The 26240-nt window shown below is 59.5% G+C and carries 17 protein-coding genes; 13 read left to right on the top strand and 4 right to left on the bottom strand.

Features of this window, described 5'->3' with window-relative positions; all coding sequences use genetic code 11:
• Positions 1-44 precede the first annotated feature (44 nt).
• The 3 genes from AC30D7_RS02765 to AC30D7_RS02755 all read left to right on the top strand — a co-directional run bounded on the left by AC30D7_RS02765 (position 45) and on the right by AC30D7_RS02755 (position 4774).
• Positions 45-3455 (top strand): beta-ketoacyl synthase N-terminal-like domain-containing protein, encoded by a 3411-nt coding sequence (locus AC30D7_RS02765; RefSeq protein WP_490132933.1) that lies wholly within the window; start codon positions 45-47, stop codon positions 3453-3455.
• A gap of 59 nt (positions 3456-3514) precedes the next feature.
• Positions 3515-3991, top strand: a complete 477-nt coding sequence (locus AC30D7_RS02760) for an SRPBCC family protein (RefSeq protein ID WP_490132932.1) — start codon at positions 3515-3517, stop codon at positions 3989-3991.
• Between the two features lie 84 nt (positions 3992-4075).
• Entirely contained in the window at positions 4076-4774 is a 699-nt protein-coding gene (locus AC30D7_RS02755) for an outer membrane protein (RefSeq protein WP_490132931.1), read from the top strand.
• Between the two features lie 155 nt (positions 4775-4929).
• Here AC30D7_RS02755 and AC30D7_RS02750 read toward each other — a convergent pair whose 3' ends face one another.
• Complete coding sequence (locus tag AC30D7_RS02750) at positions 4930-5706, bottom strand: alpha/beta fold hydrolase (RefSeq protein WP_490132930.1); 777 nt, start codon at positions 5704-5706, stop codon at positions 4930-4932.
• 585 nt (positions 5707-6291) lie between these two features.
• Here AC30D7_RS02750 and bcsQ point away from each other — a divergent pair.
• The 10 genes from bcsQ (at position 6292) to AC30D7_RS02700 (ending at position 23598) form a co-directional block, all read left to right on the top strand.
• The gene (bcsQ, locus tag AC30D7_RS02745) at positions 6292-7377 is read left to right on the top strand and encodes a cellulose biosynthesis protein BcsQ (protein ID WP_490132929.1); all 1086 of its coding nucleotides are present in this window, start codon (positions 6292-6294) and stop codon (positions 7375-7377) included.
• Positions 7374-9605, top strand: coding sequence for a UDP-forming cellulose synthase catalytic subunit (bcsA, locus tag AC30D7_RS02740; protein WP_490132928.1), 2232 nt, complete (start codon positions 7374-7376; stop codon positions 9603-9605). Before bcsQ ends, bcsA begins: the two co-directional genes overlap by 4 nt.
• Before the next feature lie 41 nt (positions 9606-9646).
• The gene (gene bcsB / locus AC30D7_RS02735; protein WP_490132927.1) at positions 9647-11905 is read left to right on the top strand and encodes a cellulose biosynthesis cyclic di-GMP-binding regulatory protein BcsB; all 2259 of its coding nucleotides are present in this window, start codon (positions 9647-9649) and stop codon (positions 11903-11905) included.
• A 7-nt stretch (positions 11906-11912) separates the two neighbouring features.
• Positions 11913-13154, top strand: a complete 1242-nt coding sequence (gene bcsZ / locus AC30D7_RS02730; RefSeq protein WP_490132926.1) for a cellulose synthase complex periplasmic endoglucanase BcsZ — start codon at positions 11913-11915, stop codon at positions 13152-13154.
• A complete protein-coding gene (locus AC30D7_RS02725) occupies positions 13130-16990 on the top strand; it encodes a cellulose biosynthesis protein BcsC (protein WP_490132925.1) in 3861 nt (1286 codons plus the stop codon). Before bcsZ ends, AC30D7_RS02725 begins: the two co-directional genes overlap by 25 nt.
• A 17-nt stretch (positions 16991-17007) precedes the next feature.
• Positions 17008-17676 (top strand): SGNH/GDSL hydrolase family protein, encoded by a 669-nt coding sequence (locus AC30D7_RS02720; RefSeq protein ID WP_026286561.1) that lies wholly within the window; start codon positions 17008-17010, stop codon positions 17674-17676.
• Entirely contained in the window at positions 17673-18347 is a 675-nt protein-coding gene (locus AC30D7_RS02715) for an alginate O-acetyltransferase AlgF (RefSeq protein WP_490132924.1), read from the top strand. The genes AC30D7_RS02720 and AC30D7_RS02715 overlap by 4 nt, the downstream gene beginning before the upstream one ends.
• A gap of 18 nt (positions 18348-18365) precedes the next feature.
• Entirely contained in the window at positions 18366-19775 is a 1410-nt protein-coding gene (locus tag AC30D7_RS02710; protein ID WP_028940804.1) for an MBOAT family O-acyltransferase, read from the top strand.
• The gene (locus AC30D7_RS02705) at positions 19775-20929 is read left to right on the top strand and encodes an alginate O-acetyltransferase AlgX-related protein (protein WP_430953944.1); all 1155 of its coding nucleotides are present in this window, start codon (positions 19775-19777) and stop codon (positions 20927-20929) included. Before AC30D7_RS02710 ends, AC30D7_RS02705 begins: the two co-directional genes overlap by 1 nt.
• A 245-nt stretch (positions 20930-21174) precedes the next feature.
• Complete coding sequence (locus tag AC30D7_RS02700) at positions 21175-23598, top strand: glucose/quinate/shikimate family membrane-bound PQQ-dependent dehydrogenase (RefSeq protein ID WP_490132923.1); 2424 nt, start codon at positions 21175-21177, stop codon at positions 23596-23598.
• A 60-nt stretch (positions 23599-23658) separates the two neighbouring features.
• Here AC30D7_RS02700 and pcaG read toward each other — a convergent pair whose 3' ends face one another.
• The 3 genes from pcaG to pcaQ all read right to left on the bottom strand — a co-directional run bounded on the left by pcaG (position 23659) and on the right by pcaQ (position 26028).
• Entirely contained in the window at positions 23659-24264 is a 606-nt protein-coding gene (gene pcaG, locus AC30D7_RS02695; protein WP_490132922.1) for a protocatechuate 3,4-dioxygenase subunit alpha, read from the bottom strand.
• Positions 24265-24275: 11 nt separating this feature from the next.
• Positions 24276-24995 carry a protocatechuate 3,4-dioxygenase subunit beta gene (gene pcaH / locus AC30D7_RS02690; protein WP_018927930.1) on the bottom strand — a complete coding sequence of 240 codons (720 nt, stop codon included), beginning with the start codon at positions 24993-24995 and terminating at the stop codon, positions 24276-24278.
• 103 nt (positions 24996-25098) lie between these two features.
• Positions 25099-26028, bottom strand: a complete 930-nt coding sequence (pcaQ, locus tag AC30D7_RS02685; protein WP_490132921.1) for a pca operon transcription factor PcaQ — start codon at positions 26026-26028, stop codon at positions 25099-25101.
• Positions 26029-26240: the final 212 nt, after the last annotated feature.

Genomic DNA, 26240 nt, shown 5'->3' with positions numbered 1-26240 from the left:
GATCGGACAGATCACCCAGCATTTTGGCAATCAGGAGACAGGGTATGAATGGCGCGGTAACAACAGAGGGCGACTTTTGCTTCAGCGCAATGGCTGGCGAGTTTCCGGGGGCACCGTCAACGGATGCGCTTTGGCATTTACTGTCGCAAGGACAGATAGCGCCTATCAATTCGATGCTGACACGCTGGGAACTGGATAAGGCGTCAATCTATTCAGCGAAGACAGGTGAAAAGGATCGCGTTTACCTGGACAGTGCCTTTTGCCTGACCGATGACGCATCAATCCCTTCGCGGCATGAAGGACGGCAGGTCGCCATCGGCAAAAAGGTACTCCAGACGCTGCTCTCCCAGCTTGCCGGACAAGGCTCGGCACTGATCAAGGAACGCACCGCTTTGGTGGTCGCGACATCCTGGAGTGACGAGAGTTATTTCGTCACCGGCAAGTCCGGAAAAACCGACTCACCACAGGGCTACACGCCGGGTGAACAAGTGGCTGAACTGGCGGCGGCTTTTGCCTTGGGTGGCCCGGCATTATCGGTAGACACCGCCTGCAGTTCGTTCCCCTATGCAATCGATATGGCTCAGGCCCTGGTCAATAGCGGACAGGCGGATAACGCGATTGTCATGGCACTGAACACCGTGCTGCCACCGGCGCTGTTTCTGGGATTTTCGCAGCTGACCGCCTTTTCCGCCCGGGCCCAAATGCAAGCGTTCGGCCAGGACGCCGACGGCATTGTGCCGGGCGAATGTGCAGTCGCGTTTCTGGTCGAACCCGTGTCGCAAGCCCTGATTGCGCAACGTCGTCCCCTGGGCGTTATCCGGGCATTGGGCATGTCCGCCGATGGCGCCGAAGGCTCAGTGTTTGCGCCTGGCAAACAGGCCCAGTACACGGCTTACCAGCGTGCTTATATCGGTCTTGATCCCAACGACGTGGACTACATCGAAACCCATGGCACCGGCACTCCGCTGGGTGATGCGACAGAGCTGGACTCGCTGAACAGCTTCTTCGCCCCCCACTGCACAGACGGCAAAAAAATCACCATCGGTTCGATCAAGTCCGTCATTGGCCACCCACTGGCCGCTGCCGGAGGCGCTTCGCTCGCCAAGGCGTTGATGATATTGCGCCACAAAGGGATTCCACCTCAGCCCGACTACCGAACCAGCACAAAAGTCGATGAGACCAGCCTGCGCCTGGCCACAAAGCAGATACAGCCCCTCGTGGATCGTCAGTCAGCGATCCGTGTCGGCATCTCCAGCTTCGGTTTTGGCGGCGCCAATGCGCATCTGGTGGTAGATGAATATATTCCCGACAACCGCCCTGCCGCCCCTCTAGCCAAGCCCGGCGTGTTGATGCTGGACCTTGCGATTGTCGAGGCTGAAGCTGCGATCGGCAGTCACGGCTCATTGCAGTCATTCAAGCAACAGCTCGATCGGCCAGCAGCGCCATCAGTCAGCTTCCCTTATGGGCGTTTCGTTGATTACACCCCTGCCCCGGGCCAACCGTTACTGGGAAAATTCCTGGCGCAAGATAGCGTCATTGATATCGATGGTTTCGGCATGGGCCCCAAACCTCTGGCACATGTCGATCCGTTCAAGCTGTTGATCACCGATCGCGTCAACCATTTACTGCGACGCCTGCCGGGTGTGGCCGGTTCATCCGGCACCGCGATGGTCATGTGCTGCAACATGGGTGGGGAGCGCTTCAGCAATGCGTACAGCAGCGCTCACACCTTCTACTCCCAGGCCCAAGGCACGCCACCGGGCGTGGAGGTAGCGGACGTGGCAACCATGTTGCCGAACATGTTGTCCGGCTACCCGACGCAAATTTTTGACTTCAAGGGTTTCCATCAAACACTGGTCGGCACCCCGGGTCTGTTCTGGCAAACCTTGCTGGCATCGCAGCAATGGTTCAAGAACGGCATAACCACGCTGTTGCTCGGTGCAGGACGCTTTATCAGCGGTGAAATCGAGATCGAGCGCGCCCGACATTCAGCGACGGTGCAAGGTGAAGGACTGGGGCTGATTGCGCTGCGTCCTTATCAACCCGAGGCCAGCGACAAACCTTTACTGGTGATCCGCGCGGCGGTCCTCGCCCATGCCGCGAACTCGCTGGAAGAGGCTTGCCAACTGCTGGGCAAAGAGCGGAGTCAATACCAGAACATTGAAGTCTGCGAGCTGCAACCTGACGCGACTCATGCCAGTGGATCTCTGCAAGAGATTACCGGTTTCCTGGCTGAAGCCAGTGGTATCGAAACCCTGCTGGCGGTGATGTTGAGTGCATCGGCTCACACGGTGATCGAGGTTCGCGAAGCCGGCAAGGCAGTGATGTGGTTGTTTACTGAAAAGCTTCGGGAATGGAGCACTGCGGCCGAACCCGCTCCTGCCATCAAGCATCCCTTTACCCTGCGTTTTGCTCACTCGGCCCACCATGAACTGCAACCGGTGATCCCGCCTGCCCGTCCTGTCAGCCTTGTCCGCGAGCCACAAAACGACGGCGTCGATGTGCTGCAACTCAGCGACATGCTGACCAACACCCTGCTCTCAGGGTTGCGTGTCCGGGTTCGCGCCATGGAGAGTCTTTTCGCCCTGCACCGTGGCACTGAAGTCCAGCGCCCGGCGCACTGGCAACGTTGCCCGGAAAACGTCGTAATCACCAACGTCCAGCGCGGCCCCCAGTCACTGCGTGCCCAGCTCGTGGTGAATGAAGCGCACCCTTATTTCTTCGATCACCCTCTTGATCACATCCCCGGCATTCTATTGCTCGAGGGCGTGTTGCAACTGATTGAACTCGCCATGCCGCCACTGAGTGGGCGAGTCGCGTATGTCAAAACCCTGAATATCAAGTTCCAGCAATACGTACAAAAGGAGGGTGTGATTGATCTGCATCTGGAACAGGAAAAAGACTCCCAGGTGTTCAATGCCAAGGTCATGCAAGCCGGAAAGCTGATGTGCACCTGCGTCCTTGGGATGGCCTACAGCTCGGCGTTCGAGAAATCGCCCGCCGGCGAGTTCACGGCCACTCGCTGCCGTGACAAGGCCTTGCTGCACAAGGCCAGGGAAGAAAACGTCATCGTCAGTGACATGAGCGGCATCGCTCAGGGCTTGAGCGTGGACACGCTCAAACTGCCGGATGAGCACTTCTTCCAGGAGGGCGACCCCGAGCACTATTCGATGGTGTATTTCCTCGAAGTTGCCCGTCAGTGCTACATGCAGATTGCCCACAGTCATCTGCGGATTCCACTCAACACCCCGATGAACCTGCTGGCCTTGAGTTTCACCCTGGATCGACCAATCCCCAGGAACAGTCCGCTGTCATTGGCACCGCAAGCCGGTTTTGACGCACAGCAGCCGTTCAAAACCAACCGCATTTATATCGACCTGTTCAACCGGGGCGAAAAAATCGGTCAAGCGAGTATTACAGCTCAGGTGCTGAGTCAATCAGCACCCGCTGCCTGAGGCACTCAAGTGATCCCACTCTCCCGCATGACCGTGCCCCCAACTACCAAGGTGTCGCCGTGAACGATGTAAAAGTGCAAGTCATAGTCAAATCGCCGCGCGCTGAAATATGGAAGATCTGGAGCAACTTTTCAGAAGCGCCGTTATGGGATACCGACGTCCGCCATTGTGAACTCAATGGCCCGTTTCAACCTGGAGTGCGAGGCAAATGCGTCCTCAAAAATGGCCTGAACATGCCGCTGAAACTGGAAGCCGTGAAGCTGCATGAAAGCTACCGGAACACAGCAAAACTGCTTTGGATCGACCTTGAGTTCGATCACCAGTTGCGCAGGCTTTCCCCGGATGAAACCCAGGTCATCCATAGCGCGAAGATCTCTGGCCCCTTGAGTTTTTTATACCGCGGGCTGCTACGCAAAATGCTGACCGCGGCAATGACCACCGCACTGCGCAACCTGTGCACTTTGGCTGAACAACGAGCGAATGCCATCAGTACCGCAGCGCTCGAAAAGCCTGGAAAGCATTTGCACCGTGTATGAGATATCCCGGGAGGGAGCGTGTTGAACGCTCGCTCCCTAACACCCCCCGCTTACTTATCGATAACGGCACACTTCGGACCGAGCATGAACCTATTTAAAAAACCTCAGTATCTCGTGATGGGCGTCATTGGCATGGGCCTTATTGCCCCTGAGTCCAGTTCCGCCGACACGCTCGGCCCCTACGTCAGTGTCATGGGTGGTCTGAACTGGGTGGCTCCGCAGGACCTTAACCAGAACAACCTTGACTTTGTCGAAATGGAGTTCAACCAACCACTAGACTCCGGCTACGCCACCGGACTGGCACTCGGCTGGCGATTCCCCATGGGGCTGCGGCCTGAAGTGGAACTCAGCTACCGCAAAAACACCCTGACCCAGTTCAATCACCGGGTCTATGAAGGCGGCGGAAGCATCGACGGCAAAGGCGAAGAGGAAGCCACCAGCGTGATGGCGAACCTCTGGTATGACGTCCTGAACCTGCCAGCACCCTTCAGTCGGTTCACCCCTTATATCGGCGGCGGCCTGGGTTACACCACTCTGTCGGTCAGTGGCCTGGAAGCCGGCGGTGTCCAGTTCGGCGGCACTCATCGCGACACCGTATCGGCCTATCAACTTGGCGCCGGTGTAGGTTACGAACTCACCGAACAATGGTCCATGTCCCTGGACTATCGATACCTCAAGACTCGCGATGCGCACTTCGGTGACATTCAGGGCCTGCCCCAAGGCGATGTTCGTACTGACTACAGCGCCCAGTCATTGATGCTCGGCCTGCATTATTGGTTCTAAGGGGTTAAACAGATCGGCGCAGGGGGGGTCACCGGCTGACTGATCTACCGACGACGCCCCATTCGAAAATCGATCAAGGCACAAATGAGCTCCTTACTTGATGCCTTGATTCGATACTTGACCCTCTGCTTACCTACACTTCACAAGCGCAAGAATCACATCGCCGCAGCCGCTTTTTCAATCAGCCGGGCTACCGGCTCCGGATTTGAAACCATCACGACATGGGAAGCCCCTTTAACGACTTTCACCACCTTGGCCTCGGCTCGCTTGGCCATGAATTCCATGGCTTGCGGTGGAATGTTCTTGTCCTTGTCGCCATAGATGTACCAGGATGGAATGTGCTTCCAGGCAGGTGAACCTGACTGCTCATTCAGCGCTGCTTCGGTGACCGGACGCTGAGTCGCCGCCATCAATGCCGCCTGTGCGGCGGGGACGTCAGCGGCGAACTGATCGTGAAACTTGTCCTGCTGGATGTACAAATCCTTGCCACCATCAGCCAGTGCGACAGGCGCTGCGAGGGCTGGGCCGAGGGTACTCCCCGGGAATTTGCCGGCTAGCCCGGCGACCGTTTCGCCCGCCTCGGGCGCGAAGGCGGCGACGTAAACAAGTGCCTTTACATTGGCATGGTCGTTGGCCGCTTCGCTGATGACGTTGCCACCGTAGGAGTGGCCGACCAGCACAACAGGCGACTTGATGCCATCGAGCAACGCAGAAACAGCAGCACCATCGCTCTTCACACTGCGCAATGGATTGGCGGCGGCCACAACAGGGTATCCATCTTTTTCGAGGATCTTCACCACGCCATTCCAACTCGAAGCATCGGCAAAGGCGCCGTGTACGAGAACGACAGTAGGCTTTTCAGTTTGCGCCGACGCGTTGGCGCCGATGATCAGGCTAACGGTGCAGGCCAGAGCGGCCATTACTTTTTTCATTGGAAACTCCTTGGGTGGTTGAACTATTGAGCAATGTCTCGATGGAGTTCATTTGACGCCGATCAGGTATCCCGGATGTGTCACCAACCGCCCATAAAAGAAACAGTCCGTATCGGCATGCGGCCTGGATACACAGAGATACATTTGCGTCAGAAGTGGTGAAACTTGGTGAACATAAAAAGAGACTGAAGTCTCTTTTTTCAACCATCACAGACTTCAACGGAAGTCAATAGAACAATACCTTTGGCGGAAAACAAGACTCACACTTCGCCACATTGAAATCGAAGAGATTTTTATTCCTGAAGCAGGAATACTCGGAAATTATTTCTTCCAATAAACGCACTTACCGCACCACTCCTCATTGGACAGTTATTATTGGGCGAATTTTAATATTCACACTTTCCACAAACTTCACAACACTCTAATAACACCCAGACGAACTCGCTGACTTTTTATAACAATCATTGACACGCCTACATGGAAACCCTAAATTAATGGCACTCTGCCAACACCTAGACAACACATCAACTTTGTCAAGTTAATGGAATGCTGAGTTTCTAAGTTATTTCATCCCTGGTACAACGCATGAAATATGTAGATGACATTACGAAACTCTTTACACGTTTTGGCGCCAATGCAGAGACTTACCAGGAAATACAACCAAACTATAAAGATTTCAAAGACGACCCGGTTATACCTGCGGTGGCTGAGCCAGAACCGCCGGTCGAGCCGGTGAAAAACACTGTCCTCTCGCCACCATCGCCCAAATCCCCTCCCCTGACCGAACCACCTGCGAGTTCCGCTACGGGTGACCGTCAGCGTTTGAGCGACCTGTTGCGTGAACTCAACCAGGTTCGCCGAGACGGTCTGCCAGAAACGATTCGCAAGCGGACCAAGGCGAAGGTCATTGCCATCGTTTCAGCGAATGGTGGGGTGGGTAAAAGCACCGTCGCCGCTGGCCTCGCGAAAACACTTCGGCACCCTGGCGGGCGAGTCATCGCGATTGATCTGGACCCTCAGAACGCGCTGTCCAGCCACTTGGGTATCACCAGGCCGGCTCCCGGGCTGATCCAACTCAAAGAGCAGGACGCCGACTGGGGCGCTCATCGCCTGCCGGGCTTTAGCGACAGTGAGTGCCTGCCCTTCGGCACTGGCGAGCTGAACGATCGCCGATTGCTCAGGCAGATGCTGCTTGAAGATGCTGACTGGTTGAATCAGCACCTTGCGTCGATGAACCTCAGCGAAAACGATACCGTGATCCTGGATACGCCTTCGGGTGCGACCGTCTATTCGCAACAGGCACTCGACGCCGCCGATCTGGTGCTGGTGATGACGGTGGCCGACGCGGCCTCCTACCTGGCACTGGACACCATGACCCAGTGGCTGGAAACCAGCCCGCGACGCGCACAGCGGCAGCGGTATGTGCTCAACCAACGGGATAACTCCCGTGCGTTCAGCAGGGACATGGGCGTGCTGTTTCAGCGACGGCTCGGCGCTAACCTGATCGGGACGATTCGCCTCGATCACCAGTTCAACGAGTCGCTGGCCTATGGTCGGGACCTGCTGCAGTACGCACCTGAGAGCGTTGGCTGTCAGGACATTCTGTCGCTATCAGGCGCGGTCCATGCCCTGCTGTTCGCGGATGCTTCCAGCCAGCAGGGCACGCCATGACCGTCCAGCTGAATCAGCTACCTGCAAAGACCTGGTGGTTGCAGAAGCTGCTGGATAGCTTCCAGGATCGCTTCAGTCAATGGCCCCTGCGTTGGCGCCTGGGCCTGAAAATCTCAGGCGGGCTGATTGCAGCATTGTTGGTGCTGGGTATCCTCACTGCACCGCAGAATCTGTATTCCCAAGCCGCGTTTGCCTCAGTCTGTTTTGCCGCCAGCCTGATCATCCGCAAGCAAACCGGGCGTCTGGCAATCCTGACCCTGATCACCCTCTCGCTGATCGCTTCGTTGCGTTACATGTACTGGCGCCTGTCCGAAACCCTGGACTTCGACAGCTGGCAGGATGCCGTATTTGGCTACGGGCTGGTGCTGGCCGAACTGTATGCCCTGCTTGTCCTGGTTTTCGGCTATGTACAGACCGCCTGGCCCCTGCACCGCAAGCCGCAGTTTCTGCAACAGCCACCCGCCGAATGGCCGACAGTGGATGTGTTCATTCCCACCTATAACGAAGCATTGGGTATCGTCAAACTGGTGGTACTCGCGGCTCAGGCCATTGACTGGCCAGAGGGCAAACTGCGGGTGCACGTGCTCGATGACGGACGCCGGGAGGAATTCAAGGCTTTCTGTCAGAAGATTGGTGTCAACTACATCACCCGCGACAACAATCGACATGCCAAGGCCGGCAATCTCAACGAGGCACTCAAGGTCACCGATGGCGAGTTCATTGCCGTATTCGACGCCGACCACGTGCCCACCCGCTCCTTCCTGCAAATCACCATGGGCTGGTTTCTAAAGGACCCGAACCTGGCGTTGCTGCAAACGCCGCACTTTTTCTACTCACCCGATCCGTTCGAAAAAAACCTCGATACCTTTCGCTCGGTACCCAATGAAGGTGAGCTGTTCTACGGCCTGGTGCAGGACGGCAACGACCTGTGGAACGCGGCATTTTTCTGTGGGTCCTGCGCGGTCATCCGGCGGACTCACTTGTTGGAAGTCGGCGGCATCGCCACCGAGACCGTGACCGAAGATGCGCACACGGCACTCAAGCTCAATCGCCGTGGTTTCAACACCGCTTACCTCGCCATTCCACAAGCGGCGGGACTGGCCACCGAAAGCCTTTCCCGACACATCAGCCAGCGCATACGCTGGGCGCGGGGCATGGTGCAGATTTTTCGGACCGACAATCCCTTGTTTGGCAAAGGACTGAACCTGGGGCAGCGCATCTGCTACCTCAACGCCATGATGCACTTTTTCTACAGCCTGCCCCGTCTGGTGTTCTTGACCGCACCATTGGCCTACCTGTTTTTCGATGCGCAGATTTTCCATGCCTCGGCGTTGATGGTCACGGTCTATGTTCTGCCGCATATTTTCCATTCCAGCCTGACCAACTCCAGCATCCAGGGGCGCTTCCGCCATTCCTTCTGGAACGAAGTGTATGAGTCGGTGTTGGCCTGGCACATCATGCGACCGGTACTCCTGGCCCTGATCAGCCCTTCGCTGGGCAAATTCAACGTAACCGACAAGGGCGGCACCGTCGAAAAGGACTATTTCAACTGGAAGCTCGCGCGGCCTTACATCGTCCTGCTGACCTTGAACATGATCGGTCTGGCGATCGGCGTGGTGAAACTGGTCGGGAGTGATTCGGCCGAGGTCACTACCCTGCTGATCAACCTGATCTGGACCGTGTACAACATCATCATCGTCAGCACCGCCGTGGCGGTGGCCACTGAGTCCTCTCAGGTGCGCAACGAGCCCAGGGTGCCCGCGGATCTACCCGTGCGCGTCTATCGCGAAGACGGCACATCGTTCGATTGCATAACCCGGGATTTCTCGCAAAACGGCGTGGGTCTGGCACTGCCACCGCAGGTTCAGCTCAGCGCCAAAGAGAAGCTGCGGCTGTGCATTCTGCGCACACCTCCCTCAAGCCTCTTCCCCGCCACAACGATCTTCAGCAACGACAACGTGGCAGGCGTGAAATTCGAGGCTTTGACCCTGCGCCAGCAAAGTGAGCTGGTGCGACTGACTTTTTCACGGGCCGATACCTGGGCCAACACCTGGGGTAACGGCCGCCTCGACGCGCCAATGTCGGCGTTGCGCGAGGTCAGCAGCATTGGCTTGCGCGCCATCCTGCGCCTGTTCGTCGCAACCCTTAAGGACAGCCAGGCGCTGCTGCGCAAACGCCCGGACGCTCCATCACCCATCGACTCCACCGCGGACACGCAACGATCTTGAAGCCCTCCACTCGCCAGACCTTTTTTCCTCGTCACTCACTCATGCTGCTTGCCTGCTCGCTAGTGGGCTGGAGTGGCTGGGCGTTGAGTGCTACCGCCCAAGTCAGCACCACGGAGCCCGCGGTGATGCCGGTCGCATCGATGCCCGGGACCGATGCCCCGAGCAACAGCTATACCCGCACCCTCAAGGAGCTGGGCAAAAGCTATTCGATGAACCTTAAAGGCGTGGAGGCTACCGACAGTGTGAGTTTCGATGTGCGTGCCGATGAAGTCGTCACGGCTGCGCAGGTCACACTGCAGTACAGCTACTCGCCGGCGCTGCTGGCCGACCTTTCGCAAATCAACGTGCTGATCAACGATCAAGTGGCTGCCAGCCTGCCCCTGCCGAAAGAAGAGGCCGGTAAATTGCAGACCCGGACCGTGCAGATTCCGCCGCAGACCATCACCGAATTCAACCGGCTCAGCCTGCAGTTCATCGGTCACTATACGATGCAATGTGAAGACCCTCTGCACTCCAGCCTGTGGGCCAAGATCGGCAACGAGAGCCAGCTGAGCCTCCAGGTGTCCTCGATTAAGCAGCCCAACGACCTGTCCGCTCTGCCTCTGCCCTTGTTCGATCGTCGAGATGCTTCGCCCCTGAAGCTGCCCTTCGTGTTCACTGCGCGTCCGGGTGGCCCTGAGCTTGAGGCCGCCGGTATCCTGTCGTCCTGGTTTGGCGCCCTGGCCAGCTACCGCGGCGCAACCTTCCCCGCCAGCCTCACCAGCCTGCCGGCCAAAGGCAACGCCGTGGTGTTTGTCAGCGGCAACGAATCAACGGCCTTGAGTGGCTTACCGATCAAAGAAGCCACGGGGCCGACATTGACACTCGTGAGCAACCCGAATGATGCTCAGGGCAAACTGTTGATCGTCTCCGGGCGCGATGGCGCCGACCTCAAGGTCGCCGCGACAGCACTGGCCCTCGGTGGCTCGGCTTTTTCCGGGCACAGCGTGGTGATCGACCGGATCGACTCGCTCAAGCCACGCCGACCGTACGACGCGCCTAACTGGCTGCCCTCCGACCGCCCGGTTCGCCTGGGTGAACTGGCGAACCCCGCAGAACTCAATGTGTCAGGTTACAACCCGGGACAAATGACGGTTGCGCTGCGCTTGCCACCCGACCTGTTCAACTGGCGTGAGCCCGGCGCACAACTTGACCTGAAATACCGCTATACGCCGCAGCCGGTCTCGACCAATTCCTCGTTGCTGGTCAACTTCAACGATACCTTCATCAAGTCGATCGATCTGCCTTCGATCGAGAAACTCGGCAACAGCGACAGCCTGCTGGCGATGCTCAAAACCGACGACAGCCTGGCCCGCACGTCGCGCATGCTGTTGCCGCTCAATTCCGTAGCGCTGCAATCACGCCTGCAATTTCGCTTTATGTATGACTACATCAAACAGGGCGACTGCCGCGACATCATCATCGACAACATGCGCGGTGTGATCGACCCGGACTCGACCCTGGACCTCAGCCAATACGAACACTTCATGGCCATGCCCAACCTCGGGGTGTTCAAGGACAGCGGCTTCCCGTTCACCCGCATGGCCGACCTTTCTGAAACATCGGTGATCCTGCCCAATGAGCCAGGCCCGGCCGATCTGAGCGCCTATCTGACCGTGCTGGGCCGCTTCGGCGACTCCACCGGTTATCCGGCCACCGGCGTCAAGGTGGTCCACGCCGACCAGGTGGCCGAGCAACGCGACCGGGATTTGCTGGTGCTCGCCTCGGGTAACAATCAGCCGCTGCTGGAGCAATGGCAAAGCCTGCTGCCGGCCAAGGACGAAGCTGCTGCGCAGTACTTTGAACTGTCTGACCTGCCCTTGCGTCTGCGCAACTGGATCAGCCCGGATACGAAAACCAATCTGCGTGAAGCACGCAGCAGCTTCAGATTCAGCGCTGACGACGGCAGTGCTTATCTGACTGGATTCGAATCGCCACTCAAGAGTGGGCGCAGTGTGGTGTTTATCGCCAGCGCAAGGCCCAACGGCTTGGCCGACGTGACCAACGCCCTGCTCAGCAGCGAAGAAAACGCCCACGAGTTGCAAGGCAGTCTGGTGGTGGTCAAGGGCAAACATGTCAAATCGCTGGTCGCCGAACAGGATTACTACGTCGGGAGCCTGGGGCCATTGCGCTATCTGCAGTGGTACCTCTCGCAAAACGTAATGGCGCTCATGCTGTTCACGCTCCTCGGGGTCCTGTTGTTTGCTTCGATGACCTACCTGGCCCTGCGCCTACGGGCCAAACGTCGCCTTGGTCAATAAGCCGCGCATGCCTGTGTCGTCCATGAGCAGCCCGAGAGTTTCACTTCGCCAATGCCTGCGCGATAACGCGCGCAGGTTGAGCGTTGTGCTTGCGCTCGCCCTGCCGGTGCCTGCAATAGCCGCTACAACTCCCTGTGAGTTGCCGGCCTGGCCACTGTGGCAAACCTATGCAACGCGCTTCGTCCAGGCCGACGGCCGGGTTCTGGAATCGAGCCTGGAGAACAATCACAGCACGTCTGAAGGGCAGTCCTACGGCATGCTCTTCGCACTGATCGGCAACGATCAGCCACGCTTTGACAAACTCTGGCGCTGGACATCAGCCAACCTCGCCGGCTCCGCCACCACCACACGCCTGCCGGGCTGGTTATGGGGGCAAGGCACGGACGGTCAGTGGCGCCTGCAAGACGCCAACTCGGCCGCCGACGCCGACCTGTGGATCGCCTACGCCCTGCTCGAAGCCGCACGCCTGTGGCATCGGCCGGACTATCGCCAGGATGCACTGCACCTGATGGCGACGATTGAAGCGCAATTGGTCGTCACGCTGCCCGGGCTGGGTCCGATGGTATTGCCTGGACCACAGGGCTTCATCCTGCCGGATGCTCTCTGGCGCCTGAACCCCAGCTACCTGCCACTGCCACTGTTACGGCGGCTGGCCAAGGAAGCTCCCAACGGGCCCTGGCAAGCGATTGCCAACAACACCGCGACGATGATTGCCCAATCAAGCCACCACGGTTTTGTCGCTGACTGGGTCGGTTATCAAGGCACTTCAGCGCAATCGGGTGTCTTCGTCAGCGACCCGATCAACGGCGACACGGGCAGCTACGATGCCATTCGCGCGTACCTCTGGCTGGGCATGAGTGACACCTCCGAACCGCTGGCAGCGCTCCTGCTCAAACGGCTGGACGGCATGGCCCGCAGCACTGTCGCGACGGGCTCCCCCCCGGAAACAGTCCGAATTCTCCACGGCAGTGTTCAGGGTCAGAGCCCGTTCGGATTCTGGGCTGCACTGATTCCCTACCTTGAGGCCAAGGGGCATCCCCGGTTGGCCGATCAACAACGACAGCGCGTGGAGCTCGCCTTGCAAGAGGCGCTGGCCAGGCCTGATACCGACGCCAGTCCGCCGCGTTACTACAACTTCATGCTTAGCCTGTTCGCGCTCGGCTGGGCAGATAAACATTACCGATTCCGGGAAGACGGAACGCTGAAACTCTCCTGGGAGACCGCATGCACGCGCACCACCGCACGCTAGCCATCGCCGTCATGAGCGCCTGGACGGCGGCTGCACACGCTCAAAGTCCGACGCCACAGACGTTACTCGTCGAGCAAGGGCAGTACTGGCAGTCGCACAACAACCCTCAACGCGCTGCGGAAGTCTGGCAGAAAGTCCTGTTGCTGGACCCGGTCCAGGTTGACGCACTCTATGGCCTGGGCTTGATCGGCGTGCAACAGGGCAAGCCACAACAGGCGCAGCAATACCTCGCCCGCTTGCAAGCCATCCTGCCAACGCCTCGGCAGGCTCTGCAATTGGCGCAGGACATCGGCGTGGCCCAACCGCAGAACCAGCAGCGCCTGGAAGAGGCTCGGCGCCTCGTCGATGCCGGTGAGCGTGACAAGGCGACCGCCGTGTTTCGCTCGCTGTTCGATGGCCGCCCACCTCAAGGTACGATCGGCCGCGAGTATTACAACAACCTGGCCTTCAATCAGGCTGACTGGGCTGAAGCACGCAGCGGGTTCCAGCGCCTGCAACGTGAGATGCCCAACGACTCGATCGTCGCGCTGTTTTACGCCAAACATCTGGTCCGTCGTGAAGACAGCCGTGCCGAGGGCATTCGTGCACTGGCCGCGCTGACCCAGCTTACCGACATTGCCGGTGATGCCGACGAAAGCTGGCGCCTGGCACTGACCTGGATCGGTCCGCCCAATCCGGCACAAGTACCGTTGTTCGAGGCGTACCTCAAGACGCATCCGGATGACGTGGAAATCCGCGCGCAGATGAACAAGGGCAAGCAACAGCCGGCAACGACGGCCAGCAAGGAATGGCAACCGCCCGCCGAAGTCGCGCGCGGCCTGAAGGCGCTCAAAGCAGGCGATCAGGCCACCGCCGAACAGGCGTTTCAAGCACGCTTGAAAACCCAGCCCGATGACGCTGACGCGCTGGGCGGCCTTGGGGTTATTCGCCAGCAGCAACAGCGACTGGCCGAAGCGGAAAAGCTCCTGGGTCAGGCCACGCGACAACACAACGGCAGCCACTGGCAAGTGGCACTGAACGAAGTGCGCTACTGGTCTGCGTTGCAGCAAGCCCGCGATGCCCAGGCCAAAGGCCAGACAGCCCAGGCACAGGCCTTGGTGAACCAGGCGCTGCGGCAGAATCCAAACGGGGCGGATGCTCTCCTCGCCCTGGCGGATAATCAGGCCAGCGCGGGCCAGTTCGATGACGCTCAGCGCAACTATCGGCAAGTTTTGAATCTGCGCCGCGACGACCCTCGAGCACAGGAAGGGTTGGTCAATGTGCTGCTCAAGAGCGGCAAGAACGATGAAGCCCTGCAACTGATCAACAGCCTGCCAGCCACCGGACAGGCAAAGACCGGCCAGTCCGCACGCCTGCAAGCCTTGCGCGCGACGCAACTGGCCGCCCTCGCCGAACAACGCAACGACCTGCCCGCTGCGCGTAACGCCTTGCAAGACGCGCTGCGCTACGAACCGGACAACATCTGGACACGTTTCGCCCTGGCCCGCCTGAACCTGGCAATGGGCGAACCGCAAAAGGCTCGGGACCTGATCAACACCATGCTCCAGGCCCACCCCGACAATGCCGATGCGCTTTACGTCAGCGCCTTGCTGTCGGTCCAGATGGGTGAGTGGAAAGCCGCCCAGGCAACCTTGGGACGCTTGCGCCCCGACCAGCGCACCCCGGACATGGAAGCACTGGCCGCTGATGTCAACCTCAACCTGCAACTCAGCCAGGCGATCGGGTTGGGCAAGCGCGGACAGCGTCAGGAAGCCCTGACCTTGCTCGATCGTATTCAGCCGATGGCCAACAACAGCCCAGATCGCACGGCAAGCCTGGCCTCGGCCTACGTCGACATCGGCGAGCCGACCCGAGCGCTGGCCCTCATGCGCGGCCAGTTGCAACACACCCCTGCGCCCTCGGCGGACTTCATCCTGCAATACGCGGCGGTCCTGCTTGAGTCCGGAGAAGACGCGCAGGTCAACGAGATTCTGCGCGACCTTCAGAACAAACCCTTGAACGCGCCGACTCGCAAGCGTTTCGATGACCTGCTCCATCTCTATCGCATCCGCCAGGCTGACCATCTACGCGAACAAGGCAATCTGGCCAGCGCTTATGACACGCTGGCGCCCGCACTGGCGCAACGTCCCGGTGACAGCGCCGCCGTCGCGGCGCTGGCGCGAATGTATTCGGCCAACGGTGACACGGCAAAAGCCCTCGAACTCTACAAACCGTTGTTACAACGTCAGCCAAACGACCCGCAACTGCTGTTGGGTGCCGCCGATGCGGCGGTGTTGGCACATGACACAGGCTTTGCCGAACAGGCACTGCAACAGCTGCTCAAGACCGAATCCGGTAACCCTCAAACGCTGACCGAGGCCGCACGCCTCTACCAGAACATGGGCAAGACCGGCACGGCGACCGATCTGCTGCGCAAGGCAGTGGCCATCGAACAGAGCGAGAAACGCAGAAGCCAGAGCGGCCAACTGGCCGGTTCGACGGTGGCACCCAACCCTTTTGCGGGGGTGTCGGGGCCACGTAGCGAGGTCAGTCGCGACACCTTGCTGGCAGCGATCCCGCCACCGGCTCAGGAGACGCCGGGCAGCGTGAGGTCTAACACCCCTTTTGGCATCGACGCCCTGCCAAGGCCCCAGCAGGCGAGCAATCCATTCGAGTCGCAGCTGCCGCGCGCAGCACTGGTGAGTGAAGACATCAGCCCCGCACAACTGGCGCTGAATAAAATCCTTCAGGAGCGCAGTGCCTACGTCACCCAGGGCGTGAGCATTCGCAGCAACAACAGTGAGTCGGGGTTGAGCAAACTGACCGATATTGAAACGCCGCTGGAAATCAATATCCCGCTGGATGAAAGCCGCGTCGCCCTGCGCGTGACACCGGTCTCGCTGAACGCCGGCAGTGCCAGCGGCGAAGCACTGCAGCGCTTCGGTAGCGGTGCGCAGAGCGAAGGCGCCGGCTCGCAAAAAGCCGAGGGTGTCGGTCTTTCCGTCGCTATTCAACGGCCCGCGGATGGGCTCAAGGCCGATCTCGGCACCACCCCGCTCGGCTTCAAATACACCACCGCCACGGGCGGCATCAGCGTTGATCGCCCCATAAGCGACTCCTCCAATGTCCGCTACGGGGTGAGCGTTTCCCGGCGTCCGGTGACTGACAGCGTCACCTCGTTTGCCGGCACCACGGACAAACGCAGCGGGCAGTCCTGGGGCGGTGTGACCGCCAACGGCGGGCGCGGCCAGTTGAGCTATGACGACAGCGAAGTCGGCGCCTATGGCTACGCCTCCTGGCACCAGCTATTGGGCAACCATGTCGAATCCAACAGCCGCAGTGAACTGGGCAGCGGCATCTACTGGTACATGCAAAATGCAACGGACAGCAAGCTGACCGTCGGCCTGAGCATGACCGGCATCAGCTACGCGAACAATCAGGACTATTTCACCTATGGCCACGGCGGCTATTTCAGTCCGCAGACGTTCTTCGCCCTGGGCATACCGGTGACTTGGGCACAACGCACCGGGCGCTTGACGTATCAAGTCAAGGGCTCGGTCGGCGTGCAGCATTTCGAGCAAGACAGTGTCGACTATTTCCCGACCGACAAAGCCCAGCAGGCGGCCTCGGGCCTGCGTTATGCCGGGCAAAACAAAACCGGGATCGGCTACAGCGTCGCCGCGGCAGCTGAATACAAGGTCGCTTCGAACTTCCTGCTGGGCGCCAATCTGGGCCTGGACAACGCCCACGACTACCAACAATTCAGCGGCGCCCTGTCTTTGCGTTACCTGTTCGAGGACATCAGCGGCCCCATGAGTCTGCCGGTCAGCCCGTACACCTCGCCTTATTCCAACTGATCATTCTGGAGATTTCGATGCCCACTTCTGCCCTTGCCGGTCTGACTCTCCTTGTTCTTGGGGAGAGTCATATGAGCCTCGCGGACCATTTGCTGGAGCCGCTGCACGACAACCTGACTCGCCAAGGCGCCCTGGTTCACTCCATCGGCGCCTGTGGCGCCAGCGCTGGCGACTGGCTGATCAGTAAAAAGGTCGACTGCGGTGCCGAGCGCAAAGGCAACGACAAGATGGTGATCAAGGGCCGTGACGCCACCACCACACCGATCCAGGACCTGATCGCCGCCGACAAGCCCGACCTGGTGGTACTGGTCATCGGCGACACCATGGCGTCCTACGACAAGCCCGTGTTTCCGAAGGCCTGGGCATGGCAAAGCGTCACCGGCCTGGCCAAGGCCATCGCGGCCACCGGGACCCGTTGCGCCTGGGTGGGCCCGGCCTGGGGCAAAGCCGGTGGCATGTACCAGAAGAATGATGCCCGCACCCAGTTGATGTCGCAGTTTTTAGCCGCGAACGTGGCGCCTTGCACCTACATCGATTCGCTGACGTTCTCCAAACCCGGGCAGTGGATCACCACCGATGGGCAGCACTTTACCGTTGCCGGTTATCAAGCCTGGGGCACTGCGATTGGTGGTGCGTTGGCCAAGTTGCCCGCCGACACCGTCAGCAGCACAGGAGCCGGCAAATGACTCGATCCGCATGTGGCTGGGCGCTGTTCGCGCCCTTGATGCTGAGCCTGCACGCCCAGGCCGCCGACATTGCCCTGTACCCGACGGGCCCGGATCAGGACTCGGCCTTCTTGCGCTTTATCAACGCCGCCGACCGCCCCTTGCAACTGCTGGCCGAAGGCTCGCGGGCCAGCCTCAGGCTCGAGGGTTCGAATGCCGTGTCCGACTACTTGCCCGTGCCCGCCAACCAGCCGATCAAGGGCACCCTGGAACGCAACGGCAAAAGCCTGCCGCTGGACATCCAGGTGGCAGCAGGCGAATTCGCCAGTGTGATCGCTTTGCCAGACAGCGCTAAAGGTATCCGCCAGGTCGTCATCCGTGAGCAACCCGACGATTTCAATAGCCTGAGAGCCTCGCTGGCGTTTATCAGTGCCGATCCAGCGTGCACCCAGGCCGGTTTGCGTGCTGCGGGGAAAAACACCGACCTGTTCAAGGAGGTGGCCGACGGCAGCGTGCAACGCCGAGCGATCAACCCGGTCAGTCTGTCGGTTCAACTGGTCTGCGCCCAAACCAACGTCGGCGCCCCACTTGACCTGGGCCAGCTCAAGGCCGGCGAGCGCTACAGCGTTGTGCTGCTACCTGGCGCAAATGGCCCGCACCTGTTGCTCGCGACTGACGTCCTGGCCCACTGATCGGATCGCGCCACCACCATGGTTTTTGCCTCTCTCGAGTTTCTGACGTTGTTCCTGCCGCTGTTCTTGTGCAGCTATGCAGTGTGCCCAGCCGCCTGGCGCAACGTCACGTTACTGATCGGCAGCTGGCTGTTCTATGGCTGGTTGAGCCCTCGGTTCCTCGCAGTGCATGTGGTGCTGACGATCACAGCGTGGGCCGGCGGCTTGCTGATTGACGCCTTGCGGGAAAAAGACAAGGGCCGCGTGCGGCTACTCGTGACATTGATCGTGCTCAACACGGCGGTGCTGTGCTGGTACAAGTACGCCAACATCGTCGCCGGTACGTTGATCGATGCCCTTGCCTGGTCTGGCGCCATGCCGCTGGACTGGCAGCGAGTCATCATGCCGGCCGGGCTATCGTTTATCGTCTTGCAGGCGATTTCCTATCTGGTGGATGTACACCGCCGTACCGTGCCGGCCGAACGCAGCTTCATTAATTACGCCACCTATATTTCGATGTTCGGCCATTCGGTCGCCGGTCCCATCATTCGCTATGACTGGGTTCGGCGTGAGCTGAATCAGCGTCACTTCAACTGGCAGAATTTCTCGCTGGGCGCACGCCGGTTCATGGTCGGGATGAGCATGAAGGTCCTGGTGGCCGACACCCTGTCGCCGGTGGTCGATGTGGCGTTCAATGTGCAGAACCCAAGTTTCTCTGACGCCTGGATCGGCTGCCTTGCCTACTCCTTGCAACTGTTCTTCGACTTCGCCGGCTACAGCGCCATGGCCATTGGCCTTGGATTGATGCTGGGCTTCCACTTTCCCGAGAACTTCAACCGTCCCTATCTGGCCAACAGCATCCAGGACTTCTGGCGCCGCTGGCATTTGTCGCTGTCCAGCTGGCTGCGTGACTATCTGTATATTTCGCTGGGTGGCAATCGCAACGGTACCTGGAAAACCTATCGCAACCTGTTCCTGATCATGGCCATCGCCGGCCTCTGGCACGGTGGCGATAGCTGGAATTATCTGCTGTGGGGCAGCGCCCATGGCATTGCGTTGTGTGTGAATCGTGTCTGGAACAGCTCTACCCTGCCCCCGTTACAGCCAGTGTTTTCCCATGGGCTGACCCTGCTGTTCGTCTGCCTGGCCTGGACACTGTTCCGCGCCCCCGACTTTCACAGCGCGCTGAGCCTGTATGCCGGACAGTTCGGGCTGCAAGGCATTGCCCTCGGTGACGAACTGTCCGCGACCCTACGCCCGGTACACGGCCTTGCGGGTTTGCTGGGGGTGTTCGGTGTCGTTGCACCGTTGTTGCACCCTTACTGTGAGAAACGACTGGGCGGCCTATTGCTCCACACCACCGCCCTTTGGCCCATCGCCGGTTTCATGCTGTCGTTCGCACTGATCGCCAGTCGCGAAACCGTACCCTTCCTGTACTTCCAATTCTGATGACAACCCTAAAGCCTCCCCCGCTCCCTACTCAGCCAGATGATTTGGCGATTCGCAGCAGTCGGTTGGCAGGCGTGGCGCTGCTGATATTCCTGTTCGTCGGACTGCTGTCCTCTGGCCGTCTGATCGTTTCAGGGCAGATCTCACTGTTACCCGGTGAAGTGCTGACCTCGCAGATTCTTGATGGCGATATCACTCATCGACTCGCCAAGGAACTGTCGAACGCTCACCTCCCCACGACCTTCGCCGAGCTGGAGCGCGGAGTCAGTTGGCTGCTCCTGAACGACACCGGGCCGAGGGTTCGCTCAGGCTGTCCTGGCTGGTTGTTTTTGGCCGATGAGCTCAAGGTTAATCATCAAGCGCAGCGCAATGCCGATGCAAAAGCCCAGGCCGTGATTGACCTGAAGCAGCAGCTCTCCCAGCGTGGTATCAGCCTGCTGGTGGTCATCGTTCCAGACAAGAGCCGCATCGCTTCCGAGCAGCGTTGCACACTGCACCGCCCAGCTGCTCTCGAAGGACGCATCCAGGCCTGGACCTCAAAGCTGGATGCGGGCGGCGTGTCGAATCTGGACCTCACCGCTGCGCTGACGCCACTGGGGGCCAGTGCCTGGTTGCGCACCGATACGCACTGGAGCGAATCCGGCGCGAAGGCGGCGGCCGATGCCATCACACAGCGCCTGAAGACCCTGGGCATCAGCGCCACGCCAAGCAGGTCGTTCAACGAGCATCATGCCCCGCTCGCGGTTCGACCTGGCGATCTGGTCCATCTGGCGGGCATCGACTGGCTGCCGCTCAAATGGCAACCCGCACCCGACATGGTCGCCCAAACCAGCACCCACGAACTTCCCGCTGCGTCAGCCGCCAACCCTGACACTGAGGCAGACCTTTTTGGCGATGCCGACCTCCCCAACACCGCGCTCATCGGCACTTCATTCTCACGCAACTCCAACTTCGCAGGGTTTCTGCAGCAGGCACTGGGCGCCCCCGTGGGTAACTTCGCCAAAGACGGTGGAGCGTTCTCTGGCGCTGCAAACAGCTACCTCAGCAACCCGGCCTCCAAAGAAACGCCGCCAAAGCAAATCATCTGGGAAATCCCGGAGCGGGACCTGCAATCGGCGTACGTCGACCCCATTGCCTATCGCTCTTTGCGGTAGGCCAATCACACCTGGCTGAAGGCAATCTTCGCCAGCTCGCCCCGTGTGTTCAGGGGCATTTCTCTCGATTGTTACTATCTTCGCAACAGTGTTTCTCCTTTCCGGCAAATGACAATTTGTCGCAGGGCTCGCTTTTTTTGATATCTTTGCGCAATTAACCAAATAGTTAACAACTATTTTCAGACTTGCCTTCACTGCTCTTAACCCTCCCCACAAACGTTCATGCGTCAGTAGGATCATGCAACATGACTAAGTCTCGACCTTCGGCATCCGTCAGCCGCTGGCCCATCTGGGTCGTCGCCTTCGGTGTGCTGGTATTTGGATTATTCTTCGCAACCGGTGGTGGCTACCTCGCCACGCTGGGTGGCAGCTGGTACTTCCTGCTCGCCGGTTTCGGTTTGATCGTCTCTGCCGTACTGCTCTTCAAGCAGCGTCTGCAGGGTGCCTGGCTGTTCGCGGCGGTGATGGTGCTGACCGTGATTTGGGCGCTGGCCGATGTCGGACTGAATTTCTGGCCACTGATCTCTCGCTTGTTCGCCCTGGGCGTGCTGAGCCTGTTGGTGGCATTGGTCTACCCCCATCTGCGCAAGGCCAATAGCCTGGCCAGCGGCCGCAGTGGCTACGCTCTGAGCGGTGTGCTGGCAGTCGCCATCGTTGCAGGTGGTGCCGGTATGTTCGTACCCCATGCCCCTGTTTCGCCGACCGGTGACGGCCCAGGGCTGACAAAGGTCGAACCTGCCAAGGCGCAGAAAAACTGGGAACACTACGGTAACGACGAAGGCGGCGGCCGCTTCGCCGCTCTGGACCAGATCAACCGTAGCAACGTCTCGAAGCTGGTGCCGGCATGGACCTACAATACCGGGGACATCGCGATCAGCGACGGCAATGGCGCCGAAGATCAGATGACACCGTTGCAGGTTGGCGACAAGGTGTTCATCTGCACCCCGCACAACAACCTCATCGCACTGGATGCCGACACCGGTAAACAGCTGTGGAAAAACGAGATCAACGCCAAGACCCGTGTTTGGCAGCGTTGCCGCGGTATCGCCTACTTCGACGCTACCGCTGCGCTCGCCCAGCCTGCTGACGGCAGCACACCTGTCAAACCCGTGTCGATACCGGCCGGCGCCAACTGCCAGCGCCGTCTGCTGACCAACACCATCGATGCGCGCCTGATCGCAGTGGACGCCGACACAGGGGAGTTCTGCCAGGGCTTCGGTAACAACGGCCAGGTTGATCTGAAAGCCGGTCTTGGCGACGTCCCTGACTCCTATTACCAGCTGTCATCGGCACCGCTGATGGCCGGGACCACCGTGGTCGTCGGCGGCCGTGTCGCCGACAACGTCCAGACCGACATGCCAGGTGGCGTGATCCGTGGTTTCGACGTCGTCACCGGCGAGATGCGCTGGGCATTCGACCCGGGCAACCCCGAAGACAAGCAGGCTCCGGCGGCCGGCAGCACCTACGTGCGCAGCACGCCCAACAGCTGGGCACCGATGTCCTACGACCCGGCAATGAACACCGTGTTCTTGCCGATGGGCAGTTCGTCCACCGACATCTACGGCGTGGAACGTACAGCACTGAACCACAAGTACGGCGCTTCCGTGCTTGCACTGAACGCAACAACCGGCGAAGAAAAGTGGGTCTACCAAACCGTCCACAACGACCTGTGGGACTTCGACCTGCCCATGCAGCCAAGCCTGATCGACTTCACCAAAGCCGACGGCAGCAAGGTGCCCGCCGTAGTGATCGGCACCAAAGCCGGCCAGATCTTCGTGCTTGACCGCGCCACCGGCAAACCGCTGACCAAGGTTGAAGAGGTTCCGGTCAAAACCTCGAACATCCCGAACGAACCTTACTCGCTGACTCAGCCGAAATCGGTGGGCATGCCAGCGATCGGCGCGCAAACGCTGACCGAGTCAGACATGTGGGGGGCAACGCCGTTCGATCAACTGCTCTGCCGTATCTCGTTCAAGAAAATGCGTTATGACGGGCTGTACACCGCACCAGGCACCGATGTCTCGCTGAGCTTCCCGGGTTCGCTGGGAGGGATGAACTGGGGCGGTATCTCGACTGACCCGGTACACGGTTTTATCTTCGTCAACGACATGCGTCTGGGCCTGTGGATCCAGATGATTGCGGCGCAGAAAGATGCCAAGGCCTCTTCCGGTGGTGAAGCACTGAACACCGGCATGGGCGCGGTACCGCTCAAAGGCACCCCGTATGCAGTGAACAAGAACCGCTTCCTGTCTGTCGCCGGTATCCCTTGCCAGGCACCGCCCTTTGGCACACTGACCGCGATCGACATGAAAACCCAAAAAGTCGCGTGGCAAGTGCCGGTCGGCACCGTCCAGGACACTGGCCCATTGGGTGTCAAGATGCATCTGCCGTTGCCGATCGGCATGCCGACGCTGGGTGGTACGCTCTCCACCCAGGGCGGCCTGGTGTTCATTGCCGGTACACAGGACTACTACCTGCGCGCCTTCAATTCCGCCAACGGAGAAGAGGCCTGGAAAGCCCGGCTACCCGTGGGCAGCCAGGGTGGCCCGATGACGTATGTGTCGCCGAAAACAGGCAAGCAGTACATTGTCATCACCGCGGGTGGTGCGCGTCAGTCACCCGATCGCGGCGATTATGTGATCGCTTACGCGCTGCCTGATAGCAAGTAAGCCAGTAACACCTGAAAACCGCTGTCGCCGTGTGAGCGTGGCAGCGGTTTTTTGTTGCCTTTAAAAATCGAAGAACACCGTTTCACCCTCCCCCTGAATACGTATGTCGAAACGATAAGCCGCCTTGCCATCCACCTCGCAACGCTGCGCTATCAGCGTTTCGCGACGCTGCGGTTGCTCGATCAGATTAAGCACCGGGCACGTCGCGTTGGCGCGTGGCTCATCGGCAAAGTACAGCCGAGTTTGCAGGTGAATATTGATCCCGCGGGCAAACAGCGACACATTGATGTGCGGCGCCATCGGCACCCCGGCGGCATTGTTCACCACGCCGGGCTTGATGGTATTGAGTGTCCACTCCCCTGCATCGAAGGTGGTGGCGGTTCGGCCGAAACTGTTGAAGGTTTTTTCCGAGTCGAAGACCGGGTCGTAAACCCCTTCATGATTGGCCTGCCAAAACTCCAGAAACGAGTCTCGCACCAGGTGACCGTTACCGTCATAGACATGACCGATCAGCAGTATCTGTTCGCCCTCGGCACCCTGCTTGGCCATCTGATTCCAGATTTCCTCCGGCCGTGTCGGGTTGCCGGCAGCCGCCAGAGCCAGACCGATATGCACATAAGGGCCGGCCGTTTGCGAAGGGGTTTCGGGTAGCAGTTCGATAGTCATGGACGGACTCCTCAGCAGTTTTCGAAGTGGGTCTTGCGCTGGCCGCGCAGCACGATGTCGAAGCGATAGGCCAGGCAATCCATCGGATTGGCATTACCCATGTCGAGCCGGGCGATCAGGCTCTGTACCGCCTCTGGATTGGCGATCGACTTGACGATCGGGCACATCGGGATCAGTGGATCGCCTTCGAAATACAGCTGGGTGATCAGGCGCGTGGCGATCGATGGCCCGCTGATGGAGAAATGGATGTGCGCCGGGCGCCAGTCATTCGGACCGTTGCGCCAAGGATACGGACCGGGTTTCACGGTGCGGAAGCTGTAGTAGCCGTCACGGTCGGTCAGGGCCCGGCCGACACCGCCGAAATTCGGGTCCAGTGGTGCCAGGTAGCGATCATTCTTGTGCCGGTAGCGACCACCGGCGTTGGCCTGCCACATCTCCACGAGGGTATGCGGGATTGGCTTGCCGTATTGATCACAGACCCGGCCGGAAACGATGATTCTCTCGCCCACCGGCAACCCACCATTATTGAAGTTGAGTAGCAGGTCGTTATCGAACCGCCCCATCTTCAGGTGAGAGAAATCCGGGCCGCTGGTTTCGCTGGCCGACTGGGGGATGCTCACCAAGGCTTGGCGTGGAGAACGGGCGACAGAGGTTTTGTAATCAGGGGTCAGGGCTTTGGGGTGCCAATTACGGTCACGAATAACGAAACGACTGCTGTCTGCATCAGACATGTCGATCTCCTGTTGTTTGATTTATGGAGCACTGCCCGCGCAGTTTCAAACAACAGAAGTCTGGGGAATATTGAAAAGCCACCCTCAACACATAACCAAATGGTTATGGATAAGCCCCTTCGCGATACGCCTGCCCTACCTCGCGCAGCACCTCGACACACCACTGGGCCGCCAGTGACAAGGGCAAGCTGGCGTTACTGGATATCCCCACCGAACCACCCGGTTCGCGCTGCCCCAGGTTGATCTCACGCAGTTCGCCACTTGCCAGATCCAGGCGCACGGCATCCAGAGGCGCGATCCAGATCGCCTCGCTGGACAGCACATAACGACGGCTCAGAGTCACAGACAAAGTTTCCAGACGCTGCCGCGACTGATTGATGCCGCATTGCACGAACAAGCTGTCGGCAAACTTGCGAATCGTCGTCCCTGCCAGCGGCAGCACCAGCGGGTAATCTTCCAGAGCGTTACGCTCCAGTGGTTCGGCCAGCAAGGGATGATCGGGACGCACCACCAGCGTCATGGATTCACTGTACAGATGCTCGAAGGTCAGCCCCTGAATCTCCGGGCTATCGGTCATACGACCGACCACCAGGTCCACATCGCCCACCCGCAACTGTGACAACAAATAGGCGCTTGGCCCGGTCACCACACTCACCACCAGCGCCGAATGACGCTCGTGCAAGCGCCGTACAACCTCAGGCACCAGCAAGCTTTCCACCGTCGACAACACGCCAAGTCGAACCGTGCCTGCCGCATATTCGCCACCGCGCAAGGTGTTCACCCCATCGCGCAGCGCCTGCACCGAAGGCCCGGCATAACGCAAAAAGGCAACCCCGGCTTCGGTCAGGTTCACACCACTTTTACTGCGTATAAACAGACTTGCCGCCAGCAGTTCCTCCAGCTCCTTGAGCGTCTTCGACATCGCTGGCTGACTCACCGCCAACACATCCGCCGCCCGCGCCAGACTGCCCTGACGAGCCATTTCGAGAAAGCACACGAGGTGACGGAATTTGATGCGGGTGTCGATGTTCACTACAGAGCCCCGTGAAGTTGCCTCGATGGCGTAGAAACGTTTGCAGGCGATCTTAGCGTGCGCTCAATTTCCTGGCGACCGGATGGTGCTGGATTTCAGAGACTCCCGCCGGCATCGATCCAGAAGAACTCACAGGCGATCAATGGATCCACTAAATCGTTAACAAGCAGAATTAATTTGACAATACCCCATAAAACCACCACTAATGGATC

The sequence above is a fragment of the Pseudomonas sp. DF5 genome (genome assembly GCF_058148225.1).
Note: the sequence above shows the minus strand (reverse complement) of the source record. Positions and strands in the feature narration are given on the sequence as shown.

Coding starts and splice junctions, on each gene's coding strand:
- AC30D7_RS02765 (WP_490132933.1), top strand. CDS start 45: ATGAATGGCGCGGTAACAACAGAGGGCGACTTTTGCTTCAGCGCAATG.
- AC30D7_RS02755 (WP_490132931.1), top strand. CDS start 4,076: ATGAACCTATTTAAAAAACCTCAGTATCTCGTGATGGGCGTCATTGGC.
- AC30D7_RS02750 (WP_490132930.1), bottom strand. CDS start 5,706: ATGAAAAAAGTAATGGCCGCTCTGGCCTGCACCGTTAGCCTGATCATC.
- bcsQ (WP_490132929.1), top strand. CDS start 6,292: ATGAAATATGTAGATGACATTACGAAACTCTTTACACGTTTTGGCGCC.
- bcsA (WP_490132928.1), top strand. CDS start 7,374: ATGACCGTCCAGCTGAATCAGCTACCTGCAAAGACCTGGTGGTTGCAG.
- bcsB (WP_490132927.1), top strand. CDS start 9,647: ATGCTGCTTGCCTGCTCGCTAGTGGGCTGGAGTGGCTGGGCGTTGAGT.
- bcsZ (WP_490132926.1), top strand. CDS start 11,913: ATGCCTGTGTCGTCCATGAGCAGCCCGAGAGTTTCACTTCGCCAATGC.
- AC30D7_RS02725 (WP_490132925.1), top strand. CDS start 13,130: ATGCACGCGCACCACCGCACGCTAGCCATCGCCGTCATGAGCGCCTGG.
- AC30D7_RS02720 (WP_026286561.1), top strand. CDS start 17,008: ATGCCCACTTCTGCCCTTGCCGGTCTGACTCTCCTTGTTCTTGGGGAG.
- AC30D7_RS02715 (WP_490132924.1), top strand. CDS start 17,673: ATGACTCGATCCGCATGTGGCTGGGCGCTGTTCGCGCCCTTGATGCTG.
- AC30D7_RS02710 (WP_028940804.1), top strand. CDS start 18,366: ATGGTTTTTGCCTCTCTCGAGTTTCTGACGTTGTTCCTGCCGCTGTTC.
- AC30D7_RS02705 (WP_430953944.1), top strand. CDS start 19,775: ATGACAACCCTAAAGCCTCCCCCGCTCCCTACTCAGCCAGATGATTTG.
- AC30D7_RS02700 (WP_490132923.1), top strand. CDS start 21,175: ATGACTAAGTCTCGACCTTCGGCATCCGTCAGCCGCTGGCCCATCTGG.
- pcaG (WP_490132922.1), bottom strand. CDS start 24,264: ATGACTATCGAACTGCTACCCGAAACCCCTTCGCAAACGGCCGGCCCT.
- pcaH (WP_018927930.1), bottom strand. CDS start 24,995: ATGTCTGATGCAGACAGCAGTCGTTTCGTTATTCGTGACCGTAATTGG.